We start from the raw sequence: 23,665 nt of genomic DNA, 5'->3' as shown, positions 1-23,665 counted from the left end.
TCCTCAGAAACCAGCTAGTATTTTGTTATCTTTTCCAGGTTAATCCGTGGCTATACGTCATATACTAAAAATCGCCATTTCTTTTGACCTGCCACTTATTTAAGATTTAAGATTTACATACAGTCTACACAACAATGGCAGTTTGGCATTTTTTAATAATAGCATAGCGCTAGTAGGCGGTCAATCCTTCGAACCATAAACATCAAAAAAATTCAAGTCTTGATTTCGACAAGTTTTTACAAGTTTCGGAAACTACACCATGTGAGCGATATTCCAGAGATAAGAGCGCTACCCTTGATTTATAAGCGCTATACCGAAATAAGAGCATTAGATCCCTAATAGAAGAAGACTATTTCCATGCACAAATAATATAGTAACCTTTCTCCTTGTGTACTGTATCTACAGAACTAAAAAGTTGTTCTAGCTTTTTCAAGGTAGACGGTGCCCCTTGCTTTTTTTGGATCACTACCCAAAGTGTACCTTTAGGAGACAGGAGCTGATGGGCATCTTCATAAATTCGGTGCACCACTTCTTTACCCGCTCGAATTGGGGGATTGGTCACTACGAGCTCAAAACCTCTTTCGGTAACACGAGAACCTGCGTCACTTTCGTAAATTTGTACATTGGAAACCGAATTCAGTTCTGCATTTTCTTTTGCTAAACAAAGCGCCCGTTCGTTAACGTCGACCATGTGCACGATTCGGTCTGGAAGCTCTCTAGCCAGCGCCAGCCCTATGGGTCCATAACCACAACCCACATCTAACAGAGGGCCACCATCACTTAGTTGCGCTACATTTATTCGAGAAAGCAGTACACGTGTTCCAAAATCAACTTCACCCTTTGAGAACACACCACTATCTGTTATAAACCGAAAAGTGTGCCCACGCAAAGTAGATGACCACTGTTCACGTTTATGCGATGAAGCTGGATTTCTTTCAAAATAGTGTTGACTCAACTTTAGGTGCCTCCCTACCGTAAAAAATACTGAAGAATTTACAAGGAGAACTTTATGGGGATAAAGCGAAAGAAAGCTCGCTAGTTAATAGCGAGCTTTCCTGTGTCGTCAGAAGATGATTACTTAACTTCGACGTCAGCGCCAACTTCTTCAAGTTTCGCTTTAAGTTCTTCAGCTTCTTCTTTCGCGATACCTTCTTTAAGCGGTTTTGGAGTGTTGTCAACGAGTTCTTTCGCTTCTTTAAGTCCAAGACCAGTGATTTCGCGAACCACTTTGATAACTTTAATTTTTTGGCTACCAGGGCCTGTAAGTACGAGGTCGAATTCAGTTTGTTCTTCAGCAGCCTCGCCACCAGCAGCACCAGCAACCGCTACAGGAGCTGCAGCTGTTACACCAAATTCTTCTTCGATTGCTTTTACAAGATCGTTCAATTCAAGAACGGTCATTTCTTTAATCTGTTCAATGATTTGTTCTTTAGACATGAGAGTTTTCCTCCTTAAAAGTTGGTTTATGCATAACTACAGCTAGGCTGTAACATCAGATAGAAAGTGCGTCTTACGCGCCTTCTTCTTTTTGATCTGCCACTGCTTTTGTTGCAAGGGCAAAATTTCGAACCGGTGCTTGAAGTACAGAAAGAAGCATAGAAAGTAGACCTTCGCGTGATGGAAGTTCCGCTAACGCCTTCACTTCTTCGACCGAAGCAATGTTCCCCTCAATAACACCGGCTTTAATTTCAAGCGCATCGTGTTTTTTTGCAAAGGTATTTAAAATCTTTGCTGGAGCAACGACATCTTCTACACCAAATGCGATTGCGTTTGGTCCAGTAAGTGCGTCGTTCAACCCCGTTAAACCAGCAGCTTCTACCGCACGACGAGTCATTGAGTTTTTGTACACTTTGAAGTCGATACCTGCTTCGCGAAGTTGCTTACGAAGTTCAGTTACTTCTGACACGTTAAGTCCACGGTAATCCACGATAATAGTAGATGGGCTCGCTTGGAATTTTTCTGTAATTTCTTGAACGATCTGTTTCTTTTGCTCAAGAACGCTGGACATCCTGACACCTCCTGTATCTTCATGATCCAACATTCATACCATAGAAAAGCCTCCACGCCCTAAGTAGACATGGAGGCACAAGCAAGAGAATCGAGTCCCTCTTGCAACGTATATGACTCACATACCTCGGCAGGACATTAAGTGACATGTCACTCCTACTGTCTACGGCACAAATGTTTCGTATTGAATTTCAACAAGATTTACTTTACACAAAGTAACACCTTGTTGTCAAGTGTTTGTTTATTGTTTTACTCCGAAGCTAGAAGGATCTACTTTCACACCAGGGCCCATCGTTGAAGTGACAGACACATTCCGCATATAAGTTCCTTTTGCAGCTGCAGGCTTCGCTTTCAACAACGTTTCATACATTGTTGTGAAGTTTTCAATGAGTTTAGCTGTGTCAAAAGAAGCTTTACCGATAGGAACATGAATATTCCCTGCCTTTTCAACACGGTACTCAACTTTCCCTGCTTTAATATCTTTTACTGCTTTTTCAACGTCAAATGTAACAGTACCCGTTTTAGGGTTTGGCATTAAACCTTTTGGTCCGAGTACACGGCCAAGCTTACCGACTTCACCCATCATATCTGGAGTAGCTACGATTACGTCAAAGTCAAACCAACCTTGGCTGATTTTGTTTATATATTCGCTGTCACCAACATAGTCAGCGCCCGCCGCTTCCGCTTCTTTTAGCTTTTCGCCTTTAGCAAAAACAAGTACTTTTTGAGTTTTACCTGTACCATTTGGTAAAACAACCGCTCCACGAATTTGCTGATCCGCTTTTTTCGGATCAACACCTAGACGGAACGCAACCTCAACGGTAGCGTCAAACTTTGTGAACGTTGTTTTCTTCACTAGATCAATTGCTTCTTGTACATCATAATGTTTTGAACGATCAATTAGCTTCAACGCTTCTTGATATTGTTTACCTCTTTTAGCCATTCTTATATCCTCCTCATTGTGGTTGTAACGGATTATACCTCCCACGAAAAAGGTTGCGAGCGTGGACTCACAATCGCAACCTTAGTCAAACTATACGCATTAGTCTTCGATAACAATCCCCATGCTGCGGGCAGTACCTTCAACCATACGCATCGCTGCTTCTACATCGGCAGCATTCAGGTCAGGCATTTTTGTTTCCGCGATTTCGCGTACTTTGTCACGCTTGACAGTCGCGACTTTATTACGATTCGGTTCGCCTGAACCGGATTCAATTCCTGCTGCTTTCTTAAGTAGAACGGCAGCCGGTGGCGTTTTTGTTACGAATGTAAAAGAACGGTCTTCAAATACCGTAATTTCTACAGGAATAATAAGACCAGCTTGTTCTGCTGTACGTGCGTTGAACTCCTTACAGAATCCCATAATGTTTACACCCGCTTGACCTAGAGCTGGACCTACCGGTGGAGCTGGATTCGCTTTCCCTGCTGGGATTTGGAGCTTCACAACTTTAATAACTTTTTTAGCCACGAGACACACCTCCTTAAGTCCGTGATGTGGTCATAGGAGCTAAAGTCGCCCCTCCCACTCAATATACCTTTAACGTGTCGTGTAATAGGCAGTTTCCAGTGATGTCCCTAGTCCAAGACATACTGACCTAAAAAATAGTACCATTTTTTCATGATGTTTTCAAGTTGTTATAAGTTAGATTTTTGCAACCTGATCAAAGTTCAGCTCGACAGGGGTATCACGCCCGAACATATTAACGAGCACTTTTACTTTTCCTTTGTCAGAATCAACATCTTCCACTGACCCTGTGAAGTTAGCAAAAGGACCTTCTTGTACTTTCACAGACTCCCCAAGTTCAAACTGAATTCCAACACGTTTTTCGTTCATTCCCATGCGACGAAGAATAGTTTCTACCTCTTCCGGCAATAGTGGTGTTGGTTTCGAGCCTGATCCTGAAGAACCAACAAATCCAGTAACACCAGGCGTGTTACGAACTACATACCATGAATCATCTGTCATAACAATTTCCACAAGTACATAACCTGGAAATGTCTTTTTCATAGTCGTTTTTTTCTTACCGTTCTTCACATCTGTCTCTTCTTCTTCTGGAACAACAACACGAAAAATCTTGTCCTGCATCCCCATAGACTCTACTCGCTTCTCCAGGTTCATTTTCACCTTGTTTTCGTAACCTGAGTAGGTGTGTACTACGTACCAATTTTTCTCCACGTGTTCCTTCCCTCCCTTAATGTAACAACATCTGCTGTATCTCATTCTATTAGGTAAAATGTTTACACAATGAAAAAACCCGTTAAACGGGCTTTATTTGTTGGTATGCTTTACCATTATTCCATAACAAGCGTCACGCTATTCAGCGAATCGTGTCAAATAGTGCAGTAAATCCAATGTCAAGAACCGAAAAGAATAAAGTCATAATAATAACTGTCGCTAATACGGTGATGGTGTAACGAGTAAGCTCTTTCCGTTTAGGCCAGCTTACCTTTCCCATCTCACGGCCGACACCTTGAAAGAAACCGACGATGCGTTGCATGAAAAGACCCTCCAGCTTTACAAATTGCGTTACTTTGTAGTACGGTGCATAGTGTGAGCGCTACACGTTTTGCAATACTTTTTTATCTCAAGACGTTCGGTTGCATCTCGACGTTGTTCAGTAGAGTAATTCCGTGAACCACAGTCGCTGCACGCTAACGTTACTTTCTTGCGCATATTTTTCTCATCCCCATCTGTAGGGTCTACGTCTAGTAAACTTTATCACGCACGTACAACCCTGTCAATGAGACTAGAAAACAGGAATGAAGTCGCACATTACGTAAGACACATAGAACAACCTATACCGAACGGTCGCGGTTGTGCTGCACAACGACTACCTGACTACTTCTCTGACTTCCAAGTACCGCTCTAGTTTTCTCTTCACCCGTTGTAGTGCGTTATCAATCGATTTCACGTGACGGTCTAACTCATGAGAAATCTCTTGATAGGACTGGCCGTCTAAATAACGTGATAAAACTTTTTGTTCCAGATCACTAAGGAGCTCAGACATCTTCACTTCAATATGATCAAATTCTTCCTGATGTATGATAATTTCTTCCGGGTCCGATTGCTTCGTCCCCGTTAACACGTCCATAAGTGTTCGGTCGGATTCTTCATCGTAAATAGGCTTGTCCAATGAAACATAAGAATTTAAAGGGATATGCTTTTGACGAGTGGCGGTTTTAATCGCGGTAATAATTTGGCGAGTAATACACAGTTCTGCAAATGCTTTGAACGACGAAAGCTTGTCTCCTTGAAAATCACGTATTGCTTTGTATAAGCCAATCATACCTTCTTGGATGATATCTTCCTTATCTGCACCAATCAGAAAATAAGAACGCGCCTTTGCACGAACAAAGTTGCGGTATTTTCGAATCAAGTAGTCTAAGGCATCGTGATCCCCTTCATGCACACGCTCCACGACTTTCTCATCTTCCATAGTTTCCAAGCTCGTTTCTCCTTCGATGTGTATAGGCACTAAGAATCCCTCCGAAACGCACTAGATAGAATTATTATACTGTACATAATTTTCTAACGTCAACCGCTTATCGGTCTCCTCTTCGCCACTTTTCGAAAATTTCTGCCACTTCATTACTAAGTTGGATCTTGGATTGCGGTCTTGATCGTTGGGTTCGCTCGACACTTTTGCGAATACCACCTTGAATCGTTTCCACTTCTCGAAGTAGCTCACGAGCTGATTTCCGTAGTGCCCCTTGCCCAAAAACCGACCACTGCTCCGTGAAGTCTGACGTGGCTACATAAACCTGTGTACGAATCGATTGGAGCTCTACCGCCAGCTTTTCAATACGTTCATCAGCGGTTTCTTTTTCCCGGGTAAATAGTACGTCTACACGACCAGACCTTATTTTTCGCTCTAATCCCTTTACACCATAAGCATCAAAAACGATCATCACGCGCTGTCCTGTATACGCTTGATATTCGGTCATTTGTTGAATCAGTTCATTGCGGGATTCTTCTAATCCTTTTTCCTTCAGACTCCGTAATGTAGGCCAAGCGCCGATAATGTTGTACCCATCTACCAGCAAAATCTCTTCTTTTTCCTTAGCCAACGGGGTGTCGCTTCCTATACACTTCATACATCACGAGAGCCCCCGCAACGGAAGCATTCAATGACGTAACGTGACCTGTCATCGGTAAAGAAATGAGAAAATCGCATTTTTCCCGTACGAGGCGACTCATTCCCTTCCCTTCACTGCCGATCACTAGAGCAAGCGGCATCGTACCATCCATTTGTCGAAAATCGGTATTGCCTGTCGCGTCTGTGCCTGCAATCCACACCCCAGATTGCTGTAACTCTTCAATCGTTCTAGCTATATTCGTCACGCGAGCGACTTTGACGTGTTCTATAGCTCCTGTTGAGGCCTTCGCAACGGTTGCGGTAAGTCCAACCGCTCTTCGCTTCGGAATAATAATGCCATGTACCCCAGTACAGTCTGCTGTCCGAAGCATAGAGCCTAAATTATGCGGATCTTCCACCTCATCCAAAATGAGGAAAAAGGGATCCTCTCCTCGCTCCTGAGCCACCGCAAACAAGTCATCTAGCTCTGCATACTCGTAAGCTGCGATTTGTGCCGCCACTCCTTGGTGAGGAATATCAGTCATAGCGTTAAGCTTTTGTTTCGGCACGACCTCTACTCGAATTCCCCGGTCTTTCGCTGCATTCATAATGGTTTGATTCGTTCCTCTTTGTGCACCTTCAGCCACATATACCTTGTCAACTGTTTCATTTTTTCTAAGTGCCTCTAACACTGTATTTTTGCCATAAATCCATCCTGCCTTCACGACAATTTCCTCCTCTCATCTTCAATAAATTCACAGCTCATCTTAAGTAACTCCTGCAATCTTGCGCTATTTTGTTGTAGATAATGATAGCCAATGAGCGCTTCGAATCCAGTCGCTTCTCTGTAAACTTGTACAGACGTGTTTTTCGGAACCGTATGACTCGTCGTATTGCGCCCTCGCTTATATACGGCCATCTCTTGCTCCGTAAGTACCTCTGCACTCTTTAAACGTTGAACGATGGTCGCTTGCGCCTTCGCAGACACATAGCCCACTGCCTTTTTATGCAAAATATTAGGCTTGTACGTATGATGGCTAAGCAAATGGTGACGCACGTACCATTCGTAAACAGCGTCACCCATATAAGCTAGCGTCAATCCATTCAGTTGCTTCGCATCTATAGTCGGAAGCGAAGTGGAAAATTCCATACTCATTATCCTCTCTTCCAACGCGTGCCTTGTGCGGTGTCTTCCAGCAAAATGTTTAAGCCTTTTAATTGGTCACGAATTTCATCGGCACGAGCAAAGTTGCGATCTTTCCGTGCTTGCACACGCTCATCCAACAACGCTTCAATTTCCTCATCTAACAGTGATTCAACACGCTTTACAGAAAACCCGAGCACGCCTGTGAACTCGTCGAATTTATGAATGAGTTGCTGTAATACACGCACGTTTGTATTGTCTTCACGTGTATAAAGATTGGCAAGTTTTGCAAGGTCAAAGAGTACCGAAATGGCATTTGCCGTATTAAAGTCATCGTCCATCTCAAGCACAAAGCGTTTTTCTAATTCATTTATTTTCTCTGTCCAATAGGAAGCATCTTCAGCCAAGTCTATAGAGCTGTCTAACCGTTGCAAAACATTACTGTACGCAGTTTGTAAACGTTCAAAGGCTTGCTTCGTATCTTGCAAAAGGGCTTCAGAGTAGTTAATCGGATGACGGTAATGGACACTCAACATAAAAAAGCGTAACACTTGTGGGTCATGATGCTTCAAAATGTCATGCACAAGGACAAAGTTTCCGAGTGATTTAGACATTTTCTCATTGTCGATGTTGATATACCCGTTGTGTAACCAGTAGTTAGCGAACGATTTCCCAGTCAATGCCTCTGTTTGAGCGATCTCATTCTCATGATGAGGAAACGCCAAATCTTGCCCTCCAGCGTGGATGTCGATCGTATCCCCAAGATATTTCTTCACCATTGCCGAGCATTCGATGTGCCAGCCTGGGCGCCCTTCACCCCAGGGGCTTTCCCACGAAATCTCTCCTTCCTTAGCTGCTTTCCATAGAGTGAAATCGAGCGTGTCTTCTTTCTGTTCGCCTGCTTCGATACGAGCCCCTACCTTAAGCTCATCGATAGATTGGTGCGAAAGCTTTCCGTATCCATCGAATTTCCGTGTGCGGTAATACACGTCACCACCAGATTCGTAGGCAAAGTCTTTATCTATGAGTGCTTGAATGAACTCGATGATGATACCCATGTTTTCCATAACGCGAGGGTGGGCATCGGCAACCGTGCAGCCTAGTGTACCTACGTCCTCATGATAAGCAGCAATAAAGCGGTCGGCTACAGCAGGCACGTCTTCACCAATCTCTTTAGCTGCCCGGATTAATTTATCATCCACATCCGTAAAGTTCGATACAAACTGCACGTCGTACCCTCGATATATTAAATATTTGCGAACTGTATCAAACACTATAGCCGGACGTGCATTACCGATGTGAATATAGTTGTACACAGTAGGACCACATACGTACATCTTTACTTTTCCTTCTTCAATCGGACGAAACGGCTCTTTTGTTCTTGTCAATGTGTTGTACATCTGAATCGTCATAAGCTGACAAACTCCTTTCTACCTCTCTCTTTGTCACTGCCACTTCTTCTTGTAAACGTTGAATCTCTGCTTCTAACTCCACAAACTTATCCTGAACTGGGTCTGGCATATTACAGTGGTCAAAGTTCTCCGTAATACGTACACCATCCTGTATCACAACTTTTCCCGGAATTCCTACCACCGTACAATTTGACGGGACATCCTTTAACACGACAGAACCCGCTCCTACTTTTGAATAAGTACCGATCGTAATAGACCCTAACACTTTGGCACCTGTCGCAATGAGCGCGTGATCCTTAATAGTTGGGTGACGCTTTCCCTTTTCTTTCCCAGTACCACCTAGCGTGACGCCTTGAAAAACGGTCACGTAATCGCCAATCTCACATGTTTCCCCAATGACAACACCCATACCATGATCTATAAAAAAGCCTTTGCCGATTTTGGCGCCTGGATGAATTTCAATACCGGTAAAAAACCGTGAAACTTGTGAAATGAGTCGTGCTAAAAAGTAGAGCCGTCTCTTGAATAGTCCATGAGCTAGTCGGTGTGCCCAAATAGCGTGAAGTCCAGAGTATGTTAAAACTACTTCTAGCAAATGACGTGCTGCAGGGTCACGCTCAAAAACTGCCTGAACATCTTCCCTTATCGTGCTCCACACAAGTATCCCTCCTTCAAGCTTTGCCATATTCCTGTATTTTTCAGTATGAACATGTTTCTACTTTCATAAAATCAAGCTGCTAAAAGGCTCCACACAAAAAACGCCTCCACCCGTGCTTTGACGGGCAGAGGCGTGATGGCGCGGTTCCACTCTGCTTGTAAAAATCCCACAAAGATTCTTACTACTTTCCAATCGGATAACGGCCGGTGCCGCTCCTCCCTACTTCACCAAGAACAAGGTGTTTCAAGAAGAGACTCTGAAGGTGCATTTCCGTATACGAGTGGCTCTGAACCCCTTTCAGCCGGTGGAGGTTCTCTCTTTACAAAGCATCATCTACGTACTTCTCCTTCGTCAAACGTTCTTATATTAAGGCTGTTTTCTAAAAGATTGTTGCTTTTTTCATGGAGTCTCATTGCACAATAGCTATATGATGCGACATACTGCAAATTCATGTTGCTAAATATCGCTCCGGAAATACACTACGCTAGTTTTGAAAATACATCGTACGAAAGATACTGATTGCATTTCAAAAGTGCACATACATTTCCTTGTTTGTACTGAACTCAACACTTAATAAGGGAATCTTGCAAACCACTATCTGTTCGTTGATTGGAGCGGAAAGCGTCCGCCTGCAGCGGAAATCAACACAGCAGTATGTCACATCATGGGATAACTGTTTAGTAAAAACAACAAAGAATACGAAAGCAGCTTTCATTTATTTATGTTGGTTACTATATTCACGAATCGGTCAAATGTTTACACGGTTTGCGTTGCCGCAGCTAATCGCTTTTGCACAATCTCTTGACCTAGAAGTTCAATAGCATTTGGAAGCTCTGGTCCGTGTGTTTGACCTGTTGTCGCCACACGGATCGGCATGAACAATTGTTTGCCTTTGTGACCCGTCTCTTTTTGGACAGCTTTAATCGCTTTTTTAATCGCTTGCGCTTCAAACACTTCTACCTTTACTAGCTGCTTCGCAAAAGTAGCGAGTACTTCTGGCACCTGCTCACCAGAAAGAACCTCTTTCGCTTCTTCATCATACTCGATTTGCTCTTTAAAAAACAACTCCGACAGCTCCACAATTTCCGCACCGAAGCTCATTTGCTCCTGGTACAAACCAATCAATTGTCGGGTCCACGTTGCCTCTTCATCCGATGGAGTTTCTGACACACGTCCCACCTTCACTAAATGTGGCAATGCCAACTCCACTACTTTGTCTAGGCCCAACTCTTTCATATATTGATTGTTCATCCATGTCAGCTTCTGTGTGTCAAAAAGAGCTGGAGAACGCGAAAGACGAGCTGGATCGAAAATTTCAACGAATTGAGAAGGGCTGAAGATCTCCTCTTCTCCCACTGGTGACCAACCAAGGAGCGCTATAAAGTTAAAAAGGGCATCAGGTAAGTATCCAAGTTCTTTATATTGCTCAATAAATTGGATAATAGACTCGTCCCGTTTACTCAGCTTCTTCCTGGATTCATTCACGATCAACGTCATGTGACCAAAAACTGGAACATCCCAACCAAACGCCTCATACACCATCATTTGCTTCGGTGTGTTAGAAATATGATCGTCGCCTCGCAATACGTGAGAAATCTTCATATCGTGATCGTCTGCAGCTACTGCAAAGTTGTAAGTCGGTGTCCCATCTTTTTTCACAATGACAAAGTCACCAATTCCATCTGCTTCGAACGATACATCCCCTTTGACAATATCATCAAAGCGGTATACTTTTCCTGCGGGTACGAGGAAACGAACGCTTGGCTTGCGACCTTCTGCACGTAGTTTGCTTTGCTCCTGATCGGACAAGTGGCGACACTTGTTCGAGTAACGCGGCATTTCCCCACGTGCTTGTTGTGCTTCCCGCTCCGCTTCTAGCTCTTCTTCGGTACAGTAGCAGTAATACGCTTTCTTTTCTTCAAGTAGTTGTTTGTACAATTCCTCATAACGATTATTCCGTTCCGATTGACGATACGGCCCATAATCTCCACCTACATCCACACTCTCGTCCCAATCGATACCAAGCCACTTTAAATGGTGAAGCTGACTCTCTTCGCCCCCCTCAATGTTGCGCTTCTTATCCGTGTCTTCAATCCGAATTATAAATTTCCCGTTTTGACTACGGGCAAATAAGTAATTAAACAGTGCTGTACGGGCGTTTCCAATATGTAAATGACCAGTCGGGCTCGGTGCATAACGCACGCGGATGTCTTGTGCCATCAAAAGGTCCCCCTTATTCTTTTATCCGTCTTATCTTACCATGCACTCTCTAGCAAAAAAAGTCACCGCTACTTCTTTATCAGTAAGACAACCGCCATGGAGGCAATTCCCTCTCCACGTCCGGGAAATCCTAATCTCTCTGTGGTAGTAGCCTTCACGTTAATTTGTGCAACATCAGCTTGCAAAATATCCGCAATACGCGCTTCCATTTCATCAACATACGGCGCCATTTTTGGCTGTTGGGCAATTATCGTACTATCAATATTTCCGAGTGTAAATCCCTTTTCGAGGGCGAGCTTCCACACATACTCTAGAAGCACAGCGGAGTCTGCGTCTTTAAATGCAGGATCTGTATCCGGAAAATGCTTACCGATATCGCGTTCTCCAATAGCTCCTAAGCATGCGTCTGCAATGGTGTGTAGCAATACATCCGCATCAGAATGTCCGGCAAGCCCCTTCTCATAAGGGATGCGTATACCACCGAGTATGAGCGGACGATCTTCTGCAAATTGATGTACATCAAATCCTTGTCCAATCCGAAACACATTGTTCATCCTTTCTCCTTCGACTCTTGTTCCTGACGTTTTGCAAGAATGGCTGCGCCGTAAATCAGATCTTCTTGCGTTGTCATTTTAACATTTTCATAGTCCCCTTCTACTACACAGACGTCTACACCCAGCTGCTCTACAACAGAAGCCTCATCTGTTCCTAAAAAGTTGTGTTCAACCGCCCATTCGTAAGCGCGCAGGAGCACGCCGATTTGAAACGCTTGCGGTGTTTGTACAGCCCATAAAGAAGCGCGGTCTATGGTTTCTGTTACCCTGTTGTCATGCACCTTTTTGACCGTATCTTTTACAGGAACAGCCACGATCGCGCCTCCTGAATTTGTTGCTTTTTCTGCGAGTTCTTCTAACGTTTTTCTACGAACAAAAGGTCTTGCCCCGTCATGAACGAACACAAGGGAGGACGTGTTTTGAATCGCACGCACTCCCTTCATCACGCTATCTTGACGTTCATTCCCGCCAGCTACATACTGAGTTACTTTTTGTATTCCATAAGTAGTACAAATCTCTAGAAACCTATCCCGCTCCTCGTCCTTTACAACAAGAACAATTCCATCACATGCTTTGTCACCTTCGAACACTTGAAGCGTGTAAGCAATAATGGGCTTGTCCAAAAGAGGAAGGAACAGCTTATTTTCATCTGCTCCCATCCGTGTTCCTCTCCCGGCTGCTGGAATGACAACTGTATATGACATCACATTCATCCTTACAGACCTTCAAGCGTGATGCGCCTGAATTTTTTATTTGTGTGATACTAGTGTATCGATACCTACAATACCTTTTCTAGTAGCTTCGGTTTAGCAAAGATCATCCGACCCGCCGATGTTTGAAGTACACTCGTCACGAGTACATCAATCCGTTTTCCGATATAATTACGGCCTTCTTCTACCACAATCATCGTACCATCATCTAGATACGCCACGCCTTGGTTTTGCTCTTTTCCATCTTTGATGACTTGTACGTTAATTTCTTCACCGGGAAGCACAACCGGTTTTACCGCATTTGCTAAGTCATTAATGTTTAAAACAGCTACACCTTGTAAGTCACAAACTTTATTTAGGTTAAAGTCATTCGTCACAACAATCCCGTCCGTGAGCTTAGCAAGCTTCACAAGTTTGCTATCTACCTCATGAATCTCTTCAAAATCACCTTCATAGATTTCAACATTGACGGGCAGTTCCTTCTGAATTCGGTTGAGAATGTCCAACCCACGACGTCCTCGATTTCGCTTTAACACGTCTGAGGAGTCAGCGATGTGCTGAAGTTCTTCCAACACAAACTGCGGAATCACTACCGTCCCCTCTATAAAACGCGTTTGACAAATATCCGCAATGCGTCCATCAATAATAACACTCGTATCCAAAATCTTGTGTGGTACTTCTCTACCCTGCGTGTTCTCCTCGTCACCCGATTTCCTTTTCCCTTGATTTTTTGCAAAGGAAAAAAGGTTCAATAACTCGTCCCGTTTCTTGAAACCGACTTGAAAACCAAGGTATCCAAACAGTAACGTCACAATAATTGGAGCAACAGTGTTTAGAACTGGGACTTGAATTGTATTTAACGCATACCCTACTAAAAACGCTACGAATAATCCAAGTAGTAGACCCACACTACCAAAAATCAAATCGGTAATCGGAGCCTTTATGAGCGCTTCCTCTATCCATTTCACAAAATCAATGACATAATCAACAGCCCACAGAGTAAGAAAGTAAAAAATAATTGCACCTAATACGGCTGAGGTATACGAATTATTCAGCCAAACCAACTCTTGCACATTGGCAAATGTAAAAAGCGCTGGGAGAAGAAAAATCCCAAGTGTACCTCCCATGATAAGAAAGCAAACTTGCACAATTCGCTTTAACATGCTGCCATCACCTCCCTTTTCTTATTCATTATAAACAACTCTCACAAATTGAAACGTCTTTACGAGTTGTTTTTTTAAATTGTAAAACTATTGACATGGAATCGTCTTAATTGACTCCTGTTTTGAGACAAAGTGACACGCAGTCAAATACTTTAAGGACTATCGATCAAGGACATATTGGTAGATGACAAGAACACCAACGTCCAGTGCGGTAAAGATGGGGCTCAGTATACTTTGGACAACTTTATCTCTCCTTTTGGGGATGAAAGATTGCTTTCGATTACCAAAGGGTGTTCTCTACTAGTTATACGTTTTTGCGAATAAAGAGTTTCACGGTAACTGTAGGCAATTGTTGCAAATCTGTGAAGTCTTTCACGAACGAGGTAGAACTACTACAGCATTATAGTTGTCTGTCAGCCAACAATTGCTCGCGTATGAGCTTTAACCCTTCTTTAATCTTGCGAGCGCGTATTTCGCCAATACCATCTACTTCATCTAGCTCTGCCTCTGATGCCTGTAGCACATGTGACAATGTGTGAAAACGCGAGATTAAATTTTCCACAACAGTCGGGGGGATACGTGGCACTTTATTTAAAATACGATATCCTCTCGGGAGTAGCGCATCATCTAATTGCGGATGGCCAACAAAGCCTAGAGCCTTCAGAAAGAACGAATCGTCAAACACTTCCGTTTTTGAAATGTCTTTGAAACGCTCTAGACTACCTTGTGCTTTGAGTCCTTTGTCCGCCATATAGTCCTTACACAACAGCAGCATTTCTGTCTCCAGATCCGTGAGTAACTCCTTCATTTGTAAGCGAACGAGGCGCCCCTCTACTCCTAGTTCGTGCAAATAAAGCTGAAGTTCTTTCTTAATACGCATGAGCATGCCGAAGCGATGCAACACTTGTAATAGCTCCTGAAAGGTGACAAGCTCTTCGAATTCTAGCAAACTAAAGTTAGCAATCGCTTGGTCCATAACGACTTTGTATTTTTCCAGCGTCTGCAAAGCTTGGTTTGCCTTTGTTAAAATCACGCTCATATCTTTCAGCGCATAGCGGTAGTGATTTTGGTAGAGCGTAATGACATTTCTACGTTGCGAAATAGCAATCACGAGTGCTCGTGTTTCTTTGGCAACACGTTCTGCTGTTCGGTGGCGCATCCCTGTTTCCGATGAAGGAATAGATGAGTCTGGCACTAATTGAGCGTTAGCTATTAAGATTTTTGTTCCTGTTTCATTAAGCACGATTGCTCCATCCATTTTGGCCAACTCGTACAAATTACTTGGGGTAAACGAACAATGAATTTGAAACCCTCCATCTACGATTGACCGTACTTTGTCGTTGCATCCAACAACAATGAGCCCTCCGGTGTTGGCACGTAACACATTTTCAATCCCTTCTCGCAAAGGGGAACCCGGGGAAATTAGCTGTAAGATGCCTGACATATGCTGCCCACTCAATCGACATCTCCTCCGCTCTATATGCATGTATTTGACTTAACTAAAGGCTGCTTGTAACGCCTCTTTCACCGTGGATACCCCGACACAACGTAATCCGTCTGGGATACGAATTCCATCCAAATTATTCTTCGGCATAATGACCCGACGAAACCCTAATTTATACGCCTCATTAAGTCGTCCTTCAATACGTGACACGCGCCGTATCTCACCAGTAAGACCGACTTCACCAATAAAGCAATCATGTGGCTGTGTTGGTGTGTCTTGAAAGCTTGATGCAATACTCACGGCAACGGCTAAGTCAATTGCTGGTTCATCTAACTTCACACCACCTGCAGCCTTTAAGTAGGCATCTTGATTTTGTAAAAGCAAGCCAACTCGCTTTTCCAAAACAGCCATCAATAGAGTGACCCGACTGTGATCAATTCCTGTTGCCATCCGCCGAGCATTGGTCAGTGAGGTAGGAGAAACAAGCGCCTGGATTTCGACGAGTAACGGCCTAGTCCCTTCCATCGAAGCAACCACAGTAGAACCAGATGCCCCCGTTGATCGCTCTTCCAAAAAGATTTCTGAGGGGTTTTCCACTTCATGAAGACCACTTTCTTTCATATCAAAAATACCCATCTCATTTGTGGAACCGAAGCGGTTTTTTACCGCGCGTACCATCCGGTAAGAATGGTGGCGTTCTCCCTCAAAATACAACACCGTATCAACCATATGCTCAAGCAATCTCGGTCCTGCGATAGCACCTTCTTTTGTCACGTGTCCGACGATGAAAATCGCAATCGCTTTTGTTTTGGCAATACGCATTAATTCCGATGTACATTCTCGCACTTGTGAAACACTACCTGGTGCTGAGGTGACTTCCGGGTGGAACATCGTTTGTATGGAATCTACGACGACAAAAGATGGATTGATCTCTGCTATCGTCTCGATCACTTCATGCAAATTCGTTTCACTGTATACGATCAGCTCATCTGTAGGCATCTCGAGTCGATGGGCCCGAAGTTTTGTTTGTTTCATAGATTCCTCTCCAGAAATGTACAAAACCCGTTGCTGTTGGTTCGTTAACTGGGCGCTCACTTGAAGAAGAAGCGTTGACTTTCCGATTCCGGGGTCACCGCCAATCAAAACAAGCGACCCTGGGACAATACCCCCACCTAATACACGGTCTAACTCACCTATTCCGGTATGGAGTCGTGCTTCCTGAATGGTTTCCACATCTTTTAATGGTGTCGGTTTTGTTTGATAACTAGTAGCAGCCGGTTGGAATGCGCCCTTACGTCCACTACCGGTCATTTGTTTCTCTTCGATCATCGTATTCCATTCCCCACACCCTGGACAACGCCCCATCCATTTCGGGGACTCATACCCACAAGACCCACACACATACACTGATTTCTTTTTTGCCATTTTGCTTCTTCCTCTCTACACCTTACCGATAATTTTTGGAAAATATGCTTCTTCTAGAGTAGTAGACAACCCTACAGCTCGATTTAATTTTAGCAGGTACTTTGTCTCCTTTGTCCATACTTTAATGAATGGGTTTTGAATACCCTCGGACTCACTTTTTTCTATATAACACTTTCTGAAAATCTATCGTAATGGGGGTTTGAAAATAGGCACACTTACTTTACTGAGGGAACGATCTAGAGGATGCTTGACAGGCCTGTCGAGCAAGAATCCACCCATGTTAGCTACTATGTAAAGGAAGAGGTGCCTCTATTTGGCACCTCTTTTGTTCGTTTATGTTGTTTGCTCAACCTCTTCACTCGTACGAACGATAAACTCTCCTTTTTCGACGTCAACGGTGACGTTCGTTCCAGTCAGCACTTTCCCTTTCAAAAGTTCTTCAGAAAGGCGATCTTCAATGTGCTTTTGCAGAGCACGACGTAATGGTCTAGCTCCGTACTCTGGATCGTAGCCCACTTCTGCGATTTTGTCTTTCGCTACTTCAGTAAGCGTTAAGCTAATGTTTTGCTCACTTAAACGCTTTGTTAATTGATCTGATAGCAAGGAAACAATTTGTTTCAGTTGCGCCTTTTCCAATGCGTGGAAGACAATGATTTCATCGACACGGTTTAGGAACTCTGGACGGAAAGCACGTTTGAGCTCTTCCATTACATTCCCCTTCATGTCTTTGTACTGTTGCCCTTCGTCCTGCACGTTAAAGCCGACAAACTTGTTCCGCTTCAGTTGCTCCGCCCCGACGTTTGAAGTCATGATGAGTACCGTGTTTCGGAAGTCAACCGTACGACCTTTGGAATCGGTCAAACGGCCATCCTCTAGTACTTGAAGCAAAATATTAAACACATCTGGATGTGCTTTCTCTACTTCGTCTAGCAAAATGACCGAATACGGCTTACGACGCACTTTCTCGGTCAACTGACCACCTTCGTCAAAACCGACATAGCCTGGAGGGGAGCCGACAAGACGAGACGTAGAATGTTTCTCCATAAACTCAGACATGTCGATCCGGATCATCGCGTCTTCATCTCCGAACATCGATTCCGCTAGCGCACGAGCCAGCTCAGTTTTCCCGACACCAGTTGGCCCTAAGAAAATAAACGAACCGATGGGGCGCTTCGGATCTTTTAGACCAGCACGCGCACGTCGAACTGCCTTACTAACCGCACTGACCGCTTCATTTTGTCCGATAACTCGGGAGTGAAGCGTTTCTTCTAATTTTAGCAACTTGTCGGTTTCTGTTTGAGCGATCTTGGATACAGGAATACCCGTCCAGCTGGATACAACACTAGCGATATCCTCAACAGTTACTTGGCTGTTTTCTTTCCCTTGCTTTTCTTTCCATGTCTTCTTTGTTTCTTCTACTTGTTCACGAAGACGTTGTTCTGTATCACGAAGCGAAGCCGCCTTCTCAAATTCTTGGCTTTGGACAGCCGCGTCTTTTTCTTTGCGCACTTCACCAAGATTCATTTCTAGTTCTTTTAAATTGGGTGGTGTTGTAAATGATTTGAGTCGCACTTTCGATCCAGCCTCGTCAATTAGATCGATCGCTTTGTCTGGAAGGAATCGATCGGAAATATAGCGACTGGACAATTTCACGGCTGCTTCAATGGCTTCGTTTGTTATAGACACACGATGATGTGCCTCATACCGATCACGAAGACCTTGTAGAATTTGCACAGACTCTTCTTCTGTCGGCTCATCCACAGTAATAGGCTGGAAGCGACGCTCAAGAGCGGCATCTTTCTCAATATATTTACGATACTCATCGAGTGTAGTCGCACCGATACATTGCAACTCACCGCGAGCGAGCGATGGCTTTAAAATGTTAGAAGCATCAATAGCCCCTTCTGCTCCACCTGCTCCAATCAATGTGTGTAGCTCATCGATAAACAAAATAATATTTCCAGCTTGGCGAATTTCGTCCATCACTTTTTTTAAGCGATCTTCAAATTCTCCGCGATATTTCGTACCAGCAACGACAGTACCCATATCAAGAGTCATGACGCGCTTATCACGTAAAATTTCCGGAACTTCATTCTCAATAATTTGTTGAGCTAAACCTTCCGCAATGGCGGTTTTCCCGACACCAGGCTCACCGATTAAAACGGGGTTGTTTTTTGTGCGGCGAGACAAGACTTCAATGACACGTTGGATCTCCTTGCTACGTCCGATGACAGGGTCCAGGTTACCTTCACGAGCAACGGCTGTTAGGTCACGAGCTAAACTATCAAGTGTTGGCGTGTTCGCATTTGAGGAACCTGCACCTGACTGGCCTCCATTCGCTTCGTTACTACCTAATAGCTGTAGCACTTGCTGACGCGCTTTATTCAAGCTAACGCCTAGATTGTTTAGCACACGAGCAGCGACCCCTTCTCCTTCACGAATTAATCCGAGAAGGATGTGCTCAGTGCCGACATAGGAATGCCCGAGCTTGCGTGCTTCATCCATAGATAATTCAATCACTTTTTTAGCACGAGGGGTGTAGTGAATGTTTTGACCTTTTTCATCACCAGTACCGATTAATCCTTCTACTTCTTTTTGGATCTTCTCAGGGTTTAATCCGAGTCCGTACAATGCTTTTGCTGCAATCCCTTCTCCTTCCCGCACAAGTCCGAGAAGAACATGTTCTGTTCCAATATTACTATGTCGGAGACGAATAGCCTCCTCCTGGGCAAGGGCTAATACCTTCTGGGCGCGTTCTGTAAAACGACCAAACATCATACGATTCTACCTCCTAGCTCTCTTGTTTCTCCATTTGTAATCGTTCTCGAATGAGGCTCGCACGCCTGAAGTCACGTTCAGTTGGCTTCAACGGCTTCCCGGCAAACTGTTGTAAGAAATACGGTTGAGTTAAAATCATCAATTCATTTAAAATGGTGCGATTAATATGTTTAATATATCCTAAATCAATTCCAAGTCGAAGGTCTGATAGTTTTTGTGCTGCCTCTTTCGACTCCATGACTCGGGCTTGTGTTAACACTCCGTATGAGCGAAACACCCTATCTTCTAATTGTATGCCTGAACGTTGTACCAATGCTTCACGAGCAACCCTTTCTTGAGCAATCATCTGTTGAACAACGCTCGTTAAGTCACTAATAATATCTTCTTCTGATTTACCTAATGTAGTTTGATTCGAAATTTGAAAAATATTTCCTTGTGCCTCACTACCCTCACCGTAAATGCCCCTAACGACGAGACCAAGCTGATTTATTGACGGGATCATCCGGTTCATTTGCTGCGTTAACACAAGTGCGGGCAAATGCATCATGACTGATGCGCGCAATCCTGTTCCAACATTTGTGGGGCAACTCGTAAGATATCCTAACTGTTCATCATATGCATACTCGAGATGACTTTCTAACCAATCGTCTATTTGATTGGCCATATTTAACGCCACGTTGAGCTGCAATCCCGGAACAAGACACTGAATGCGCAAATGGTCTTCTTCATTAATCATGATGCTCACAGACTCATCTTCTGAAAGCAAACAGCCCCCTTTACGCGATTCTTCTACTAGATGAGGACTAATCAAATGTTTCTCAACGAGTACGTTTTTTTCAATAGGCTGCAGCTTCTCTAACTCCAAGAACTCTAACGGTACATGTGAGTTAGACGTTTTTTGGACAAGTTGCTCAATACGACTTAACACAATTTGTCCCTTTTCTTCTGAAAACACAGTAGGAAACGGCGTATCCTGTAAATTTCTAGCTAATCTCACTCGGCTCGTCAGAACAATGTCACCAGCGGGTCCTTCATCGTTCATCCACGAACTCACTGCCTTCGATAGAAATGAATCCAACGACATTATTCTTTTCCCCTTTCGTCTGGAGGAGGTGAAAAAGACTCCATAGATCGAATTCGGTCTCGAATCTCAGCAGCATGTTCAAACTCTTCTCTCGAAATCGCCGTCTGCATATCCTCTTTCAATAAGGCAACTTGCTTTTTCCGTTGCAAAGATTCTCCAGACCGCTTCGGAATCTTTCCATGATGTTGCGTGTTGCCACCATGAAGACGCTTCACAATAGGAGGAAATTCCTGCCTGAATGTTTCATAACAGGTGGCACACCCAAACTTTCCTTTATGTTTAAAGGTTGTATACGTCATGCCACATCCCGAACAAACCTTTTGGGACTCTTTTCCAGGTTGAAGAGGGTGGGATGACTCTTGAAATCCTGTGTTCCCTTGAAGGAGCCCAGATAACAACTGATGAAATGAAAAGCCAAAGTCTTCTTGATGCAAGACCCACTCGCCCTTTTCCTGCGCACAATGTTCACATAAGTGCACCTCAGTTTTTTCTCCGCCAATCACCTTAGTTAGATGGAGTGTTGCTGGGCGCTCATGACATTCTTGGCAAATCACGAGACTCACTCCTTTTCATGAATTTTGTACCGCAATGAAGTCAACATGGCTTTTAATATTCTAGCTCGAAGCTGGTCACGTTCAGGAAGCCCGATAAACAATACAGAACGGTCCATTACACTTTCCATCATTTTTGCTTCCTTCAGTGTGATGACCCCCTCCTCAAGCAATCGTTCTATCACAGCACTCGAATGAGCTTGGCTTACATGCCCGCCAACTCGCCGTGATATCTCATCTACTAACGCGGTGTGATTATGAGATTGTACCTTCGTAATCCGAATGTACCCACCACCACCACGCTTGCTTTCCACAACATATCCACGCTCTACGGTGAATCTAGTGTTGATGACATAATTAATTTGAGAAGGAACACACTGAAACTTGTGAGCCATCTCACTACGTTTAATTTCAACGATATCACCATGGCTTGCCTCTAAGACATGTTTTAAATACGCTTCAATAATATCTGAGGTATTTCTCAACCATGCCTCCTCCTGTCTATAAAATCTTGTTTGACTTTGACTATCTTTGACTTTGATTATACAGAAGGATTTGCATCCTGACAATTCAGATGCTCTCATACAATAGTACTAATCATTCCCATTCTACGTTACAGATAATCCTCTGTTCATAGAACAAGTTCACCTTGTGAAGCCCCTTTTCTTGAAGGGAACTATAGAGAAGAGTAAAATACATTTTCAGAGCACTAAGCGAAAAGGTGTAACAACGCTGTGCTATAAAGGAGGCTACATCATGCAAGTCGAAATCTGGTCCGACTTTGTTTGCCCATTTTGTTATATAGGAAAAAGAAGGTTTGAGGCAGCCCTCTCTCAATTTGAAGGTCAGGAAGAAATAGAGGTCATTTATCGAAGTTTTGAACTAGACCCGCGAGCTAAACGCGACAACAACACTGACATTCACAACCTACTCGCATCGAAATACGGTATGAGCCGAGAAGAGGCAAAAGCGATGAACGAAAATGTTGGTAACCAAGCAAAAGAGATAGGCTTAACCTATCACTTCGACACAATGATTCCAACAAACACGTTTGATGCGCATCGGCTTATGCACTTTGCCAAACAACAAGAAAAACTAAGCGATATGACCGAACGATTACTTAAAGCCTACTTCACCGATTCTGAAAATATCAGTGACCACAATACGCTAGCTAAACTAGCCGCAGAAGTTGGACTTGACCAACAAGAGTCTCTCGCCATGTTAGCCAGCGATGAATACACACAAGCTGTACATGCAGATGTAGAAGAGGGGCAAAAACTCGGTATTCAAGGGGTTCCCTTCTTCGTGATCAACCGAAAATATGCTGTCTCAGGTGCTCAACCTACTGAAGTGTTTCTCTCTGCTTTAGAAAAGGCATGGAGTGAAGAAAAGCCTCTTACTATTCTGAGCGACTCGCCAAAAGGTAGTACTGATGCTTCTAGCTGTGATGATACAACTTGCAATGTCCCTACTAACAACTAACTAGAGGGGCACCCGTGATGTGCAAAACGTCGCGAGTGCCCCTCTTTATTATTACACACACAAAAAAAGCTGCCTCTTGTTAAATACAAGAAACAGCTTTAAATCTTTTACTTGGCGATGTCCTACTCTCACGCCAACAGGACGTTGGTGTGCATGTGTTGCGCCATGGACGGCGCGTTCTTAACATGCCTTCCGCCGAGTTGGCTGTTCCCCGCGTTCTAAACAAATCACAGTCTGCGGGGAACTCACCTTTTTCTTCGCATTCGCTTGGCGATGTCCTACTCTCACAGGGGGACAGCCCCCAATTACCTCGGCGCTGAAGAGCTTAACTTCCGTCTGAGAGCCGATAAGCTGCGGACTTCTTCGTCAGACTTCACTCGTTCACATCCTCACGTACGCTGTACGCTCCGGTGTTCACTCCCTTTGCTTCCTCGAATTCCTTGCTTCTCGGTTCTCAGAAAGTTTAGTTCGTTGAAGACGTTTTTCTCAATAAAAAAAAGAACCCTTTACAGGTTCTCTAATTACTTGGCGATGTCCTACTCTCACGCCAACAGGACGTTGGTGTGCATGTGTTGCGCCATGGACGGCGCGTTCTTAACATGCCTTCCGCCGAGTTGGCTGTCCCCCGCGTTCTAAACAAATCACAGTCTGCGGGGAACTCACCTTTTTCTTCGCATTCGCTTGGCGATGTCCTACTCTCACAGGGGGACAGCCCCCAATTACCATCGGCGCTGAAGAGCTTAACTTCCGTGTTCGGGATGGGTACGGGTGTAGCCTCTTCGCCATCATCACCAAATTGCTGCGGCTTTCGATAAGCGGCGCATCTCTGCGTCAGCTTGCTTCTCGAAACCTCGCCCTGCATATTACAGGGTGGTGAAGGGTGTATGCTGATCAATATGTGTAAACATATTGATTTCATATTCCTTCAAAACTAGATCATACGGTTCACGACTACCG

25 protein-coding genes, 1 rRNA gene and 1 other annotated feature are annotated in these 23,665 nt (G+C 44.0%); of the genes, 1 reads left to right on the top strand and 25 read right to left on the bottom strand.

What is annotated here, in order from left to right:
* Positions 1–349 precede the first annotated feature (349 nt).
* The 24 genes from HHK01_RS00320 to HHK01_RS00205 all read right to left on the bottom strand — a co-directional run bounded on the left by HHK01_RS00320 (position 350) and on the right by HHK01_RS00205 (position 21,711).
* Positions 350–955, bottom strand: coding sequence for a class I SAM-dependent methyltransferase (locus HHK01_RS00320; protein WP_170005899.1), 606 nt, complete (start codon positions 953–955; stop codon positions 350–352).
* A gap of 119 nt (positions 956–1,074) precedes the next feature.
* Complete coding sequence (rplL, locus tag HHK01_RS00315) at positions 1,075–1,437, bottom strand: 50S ribosomal protein L7/L12 (protein ID WP_170005898.1); 363 nt, start codon at positions 1,435–1,437, stop codon at positions 1,075–1,077.
* A 73-nt stretch (positions 1,438–1,510) separates the two neighbouring features.
* Positions 1,511–2,008 carry a 50S ribosomal protein L10 gene (rplJ, locus tag HHK01_RS00310; protein ID WP_170005897.1) on the bottom strand — a complete coding sequence of 166 codons (498 nt, stop codon included), beginning with the start codon at positions 2,006–2,008 and terminating at the stop codon, positions 1,511–1,513.
* Positions 2,009–2,042: 34 nt separating this feature from the next.
* Positions 2,043–2,194 (bottom strand) — a sequence feature (ribosomal protein L10 leader region).
* Between the two features lie 54 nt (positions 2,195–2,248).
* Positions 2,249–2,950 (bottom strand): 50S ribosomal protein L1, encoded by a 702-nt coding sequence (gene rplA, locus HHK01_RS00305; RefSeq protein ID WP_170005896.1) that lies wholly within the window; start codon positions 2,948–2,950, stop codon positions 2,249–2,251.
* Between the two features lie 99 nt (positions 2,951–3,049).
* Positions 3,050–3,475, bottom strand: a complete 426-nt coding sequence (gene rplK, locus HHK01_RS00300; protein ID WP_170005895.1) for a 50S ribosomal protein L11 — start codon at positions 3,473–3,475, stop codon at positions 3,050–3,052.
* A gap of 174 nt (positions 3,476–3,649) precedes the next feature.
* Positions 3,650–4,183, bottom strand: coding sequence for a transcription termination/antitermination protein NusG (gene nusG / locus HHK01_RS00295; RefSeq protein WP_170005894.1), 534 nt, complete (start codon positions 4,181–4,183; stop codon positions 3,650–3,652).
* A 142-nt stretch (positions 4,184–4,325) separates the two neighbouring features.
* A complete protein-coding gene (gene secE, locus HHK01_RS00290; RefSeq protein ID WP_170005893.1) occupies positions 4,326–4,505 on the bottom strand; it encodes a preprotein translocase subunit SecE in 180 nt (59 codons plus the stop codon).
* Between the two features lie 29 nt (positions 4,506–4,534).
* Complete coding sequence (gene rpmG / locus HHK01_RS00285; RefSeq protein ID WP_170005892.1) at positions 4,535–4,681, bottom strand: 50S ribosomal protein L33; 147 nt, start codon at positions 4,679–4,681, stop codon at positions 4,535–4,537.
* 157 nt (positions 4,682–4,838) lie between these two features.
* Positions 4,839–5,453, bottom strand: coding sequence for an RNA polymerase sporulation sigma factor SigH (sigH, locus tag HHK01_RS00280; RefSeq protein ID WP_407646916.1), 615 nt, complete (start codon positions 5,451–5,453; stop codon positions 4,839–4,841).
* A 97-nt stretch (positions 5,454–5,550) separates the two neighbouring features.
* The gene (locus tag HHK01_RS00275) at positions 5,551–6,075 is read right to left on the bottom strand and encodes an NYN domain-containing protein (protein ID WP_228027611.1); all 525 of its coding nucleotides are present in this window, start codon (positions 6,073–6,075) and stop codon (positions 5,551–5,553) included.
* Positions 6,068–6,808 carry a 23S rRNA (guanosine(2251)-2'-O)-methyltransferase RlmB gene (rlmB, locus tag HHK01_RS00270; RefSeq protein ID WP_170005889.1) on the bottom strand — a complete coding sequence of 247 codons (741 nt, stop codon included), beginning with the start codon at positions 6,806–6,808 and terminating at the stop codon, positions 6,068–6,070. The genes HHK01_RS00275 and rlmB overlap by 8 nt, the downstream gene beginning before the upstream one ends.
* Complete coding sequence (locus tag HHK01_RS00265; protein ID WP_170005888.1) at positions 6,805–7,233, bottom strand: Mini-ribonuclease 3; 429 nt, start codon at positions 7,231–7,233, stop codon at positions 6,805–6,807. Before HHK01_RS00265 ends, rlmB begins: the two co-directional genes overlap by 4 nt.
* Positions 7,234–7,238: 5 nt before the next feature.
* Entirely contained in the window at positions 7,239–8,639 is a 1,401-nt protein-coding gene (gene cysS, locus HHK01_RS00260) for a cysteine--tRNA ligase (RefSeq protein ID WP_170005887.1), read from the bottom strand.
* Positions 8,581–9,297, bottom strand: a complete 717-nt coding sequence (gene cysE, locus HHK01_RS00255) for a serine O-acetyltransferase (RefSeq protein WP_170005886.1) — start codon at positions 9,295–9,297, stop codon at positions 8,581–8,583. Before cysE ends, cysS begins: the two co-directional genes overlap by 59 nt.
* 756 nt (positions 9,298–10,053) lie before the next feature.
* A complete protein-coding gene (gltX, locus tag HHK01_RS00250; RefSeq protein WP_170005885.1) occupies positions 10,054–11,517 on the bottom strand; it encodes a glutamate--tRNA ligase in 1,464 nt (487 codons plus the stop codon).
* A 68-nt stretch (positions 11,518–11,585) separates the two neighbouring features.
* Complete coding sequence (gene ispF / locus HHK01_RS00245) at positions 11,586–12,062, bottom strand: 2-C-methyl-D-erythritol 2,4-cyclodiphosphate synthase (protein WP_170008593.1); 477 nt, start codon at positions 12,060–12,062, stop codon at positions 11,586–11,588.
* 5 nt (positions 12,063–12,067) lie between these two features.
* Positions 12,068–12,784, bottom strand: coding sequence for a 2-C-methyl-D-erythritol 4-phosphate cytidylyltransferase (gene ispD / locus HHK01_RS00240; RefSeq protein WP_322619375.1), 717 nt, complete (start codon positions 12,782–12,784; stop codon positions 12,068–12,070).
* 65 nt (positions 12,785–12,849) lie between these two features.
* A complete protein-coding gene (locus HHK01_RS00235) occupies positions 12,850–13,944 on the bottom strand; it encodes a PIN/TRAM domain-containing protein (protein WP_170005884.1) in 1,095 nt (364 codons plus the stop codon).
* A 400-nt stretch (positions 13,945–14,344) separates the two neighbouring features.
* Positions 14,345–15,388 (bottom strand): DNA integrity scanning diadenylate cyclase DisA, encoded by a 1,044-nt coding sequence (gene disA / locus HHK01_RS00230; protein ID WP_170008591.1) that lies wholly within the window; start codon positions 15,386–15,388, stop codon positions 14,345–14,347.
* 51 nt (positions 15,389–15,439) lie between these two features.
* Positions 15,440–16,813 carry a DNA repair protein RadA gene (radA, locus tag HHK01_RS00225; RefSeq protein WP_170005883.1) on the bottom strand — a complete coding sequence of 458 codons (1,374 nt, stop codon included), beginning with the start codon at positions 16,811–16,813 and terminating at the stop codon, positions 15,440–15,442.
* Positions 16,814–17,146: 333 nt separating this feature from the next.
* Positions 17,147–19,591, bottom strand: a complete 2,445-nt coding sequence (clpC, locus tag HHK01_RS00220) for an ATP-dependent protease ATP-binding subunit ClpC (protein WP_170005882.1) — start codon at positions 19,589–19,591, stop codon at positions 17,147–17,149.
* 13 nt (positions 19,592–19,604) lie between these two features.
* Positions 19,605–20,675: a protein-arginine kinase McsB gene (locus HHK01_RS00215; RefSeq protein ID WP_170005881.1), complete on the bottom strand. Its 1,071-nt coding sequence runs from the start codon at positions 20,673–20,675 to the stop codon at positions 19,605–19,607.
* Positions 20,675–21,229 (bottom strand): protein-arginine kinase activator protein McsA, encoded by a 555-nt coding sequence (locus HHK01_RS00210; RefSeq protein WP_170005880.1) that lies wholly within the window; start codon positions 21,227–21,229, stop codon positions 20,675–20,677. The genes HHK01_RS00215 and HHK01_RS00210 overlap by 1 nt, the downstream gene beginning before the upstream one ends.
* Positions 21,230–21,234: 5 nt before the next feature.
* Entirely contained in the window at positions 21,235–21,711 is a 477-nt protein-coding gene (locus HHK01_RS00205; RefSeq protein ID WP_170005879.1) for a CtsR family transcriptional regulator, read from the bottom strand.
* A 271-nt stretch (positions 21,712–21,982) separates the two neighbouring features.
* Between HHK01_RS00205 and HHK01_RS00200 the strand changes: the two genes are divergently transcribed.
* Positions 21,983–22,708, top strand: coding sequence for a DsbA family oxidoreductase (locus HHK01_RS00200; protein ID WP_170005878.1), 726 nt, complete (start codon positions 21,983–21,985; stop codon positions 22,706–22,708).
* 679 nt (positions 22,709–23,387) lie between these two features.
* Here HHK01_RS00200 and rrf read toward each other — a convergent pair.
* Positions 23,388–23,504, bottom strand: a 5S ribosomal RNA gene (rrf, locus tag HHK01_RS00195).
* Between the last annotated feature and the right edge of the window lie 161 nt (positions 23,505–23,665).

The sequence above is a fragment of the Bacillus fonticola genome, assembly GCF_012955605.1.
Classification (GTDB): domain Bacteria; phylum Bacillota; class Bacilli; order Bacillales; family JC228; genus Bacillus_CG; species Bacillus_CG fonticola.
Note: the sequence above shows the minus strand (reverse complement) of the source record. Positions and strands in the feature narration are given on the sequence as shown.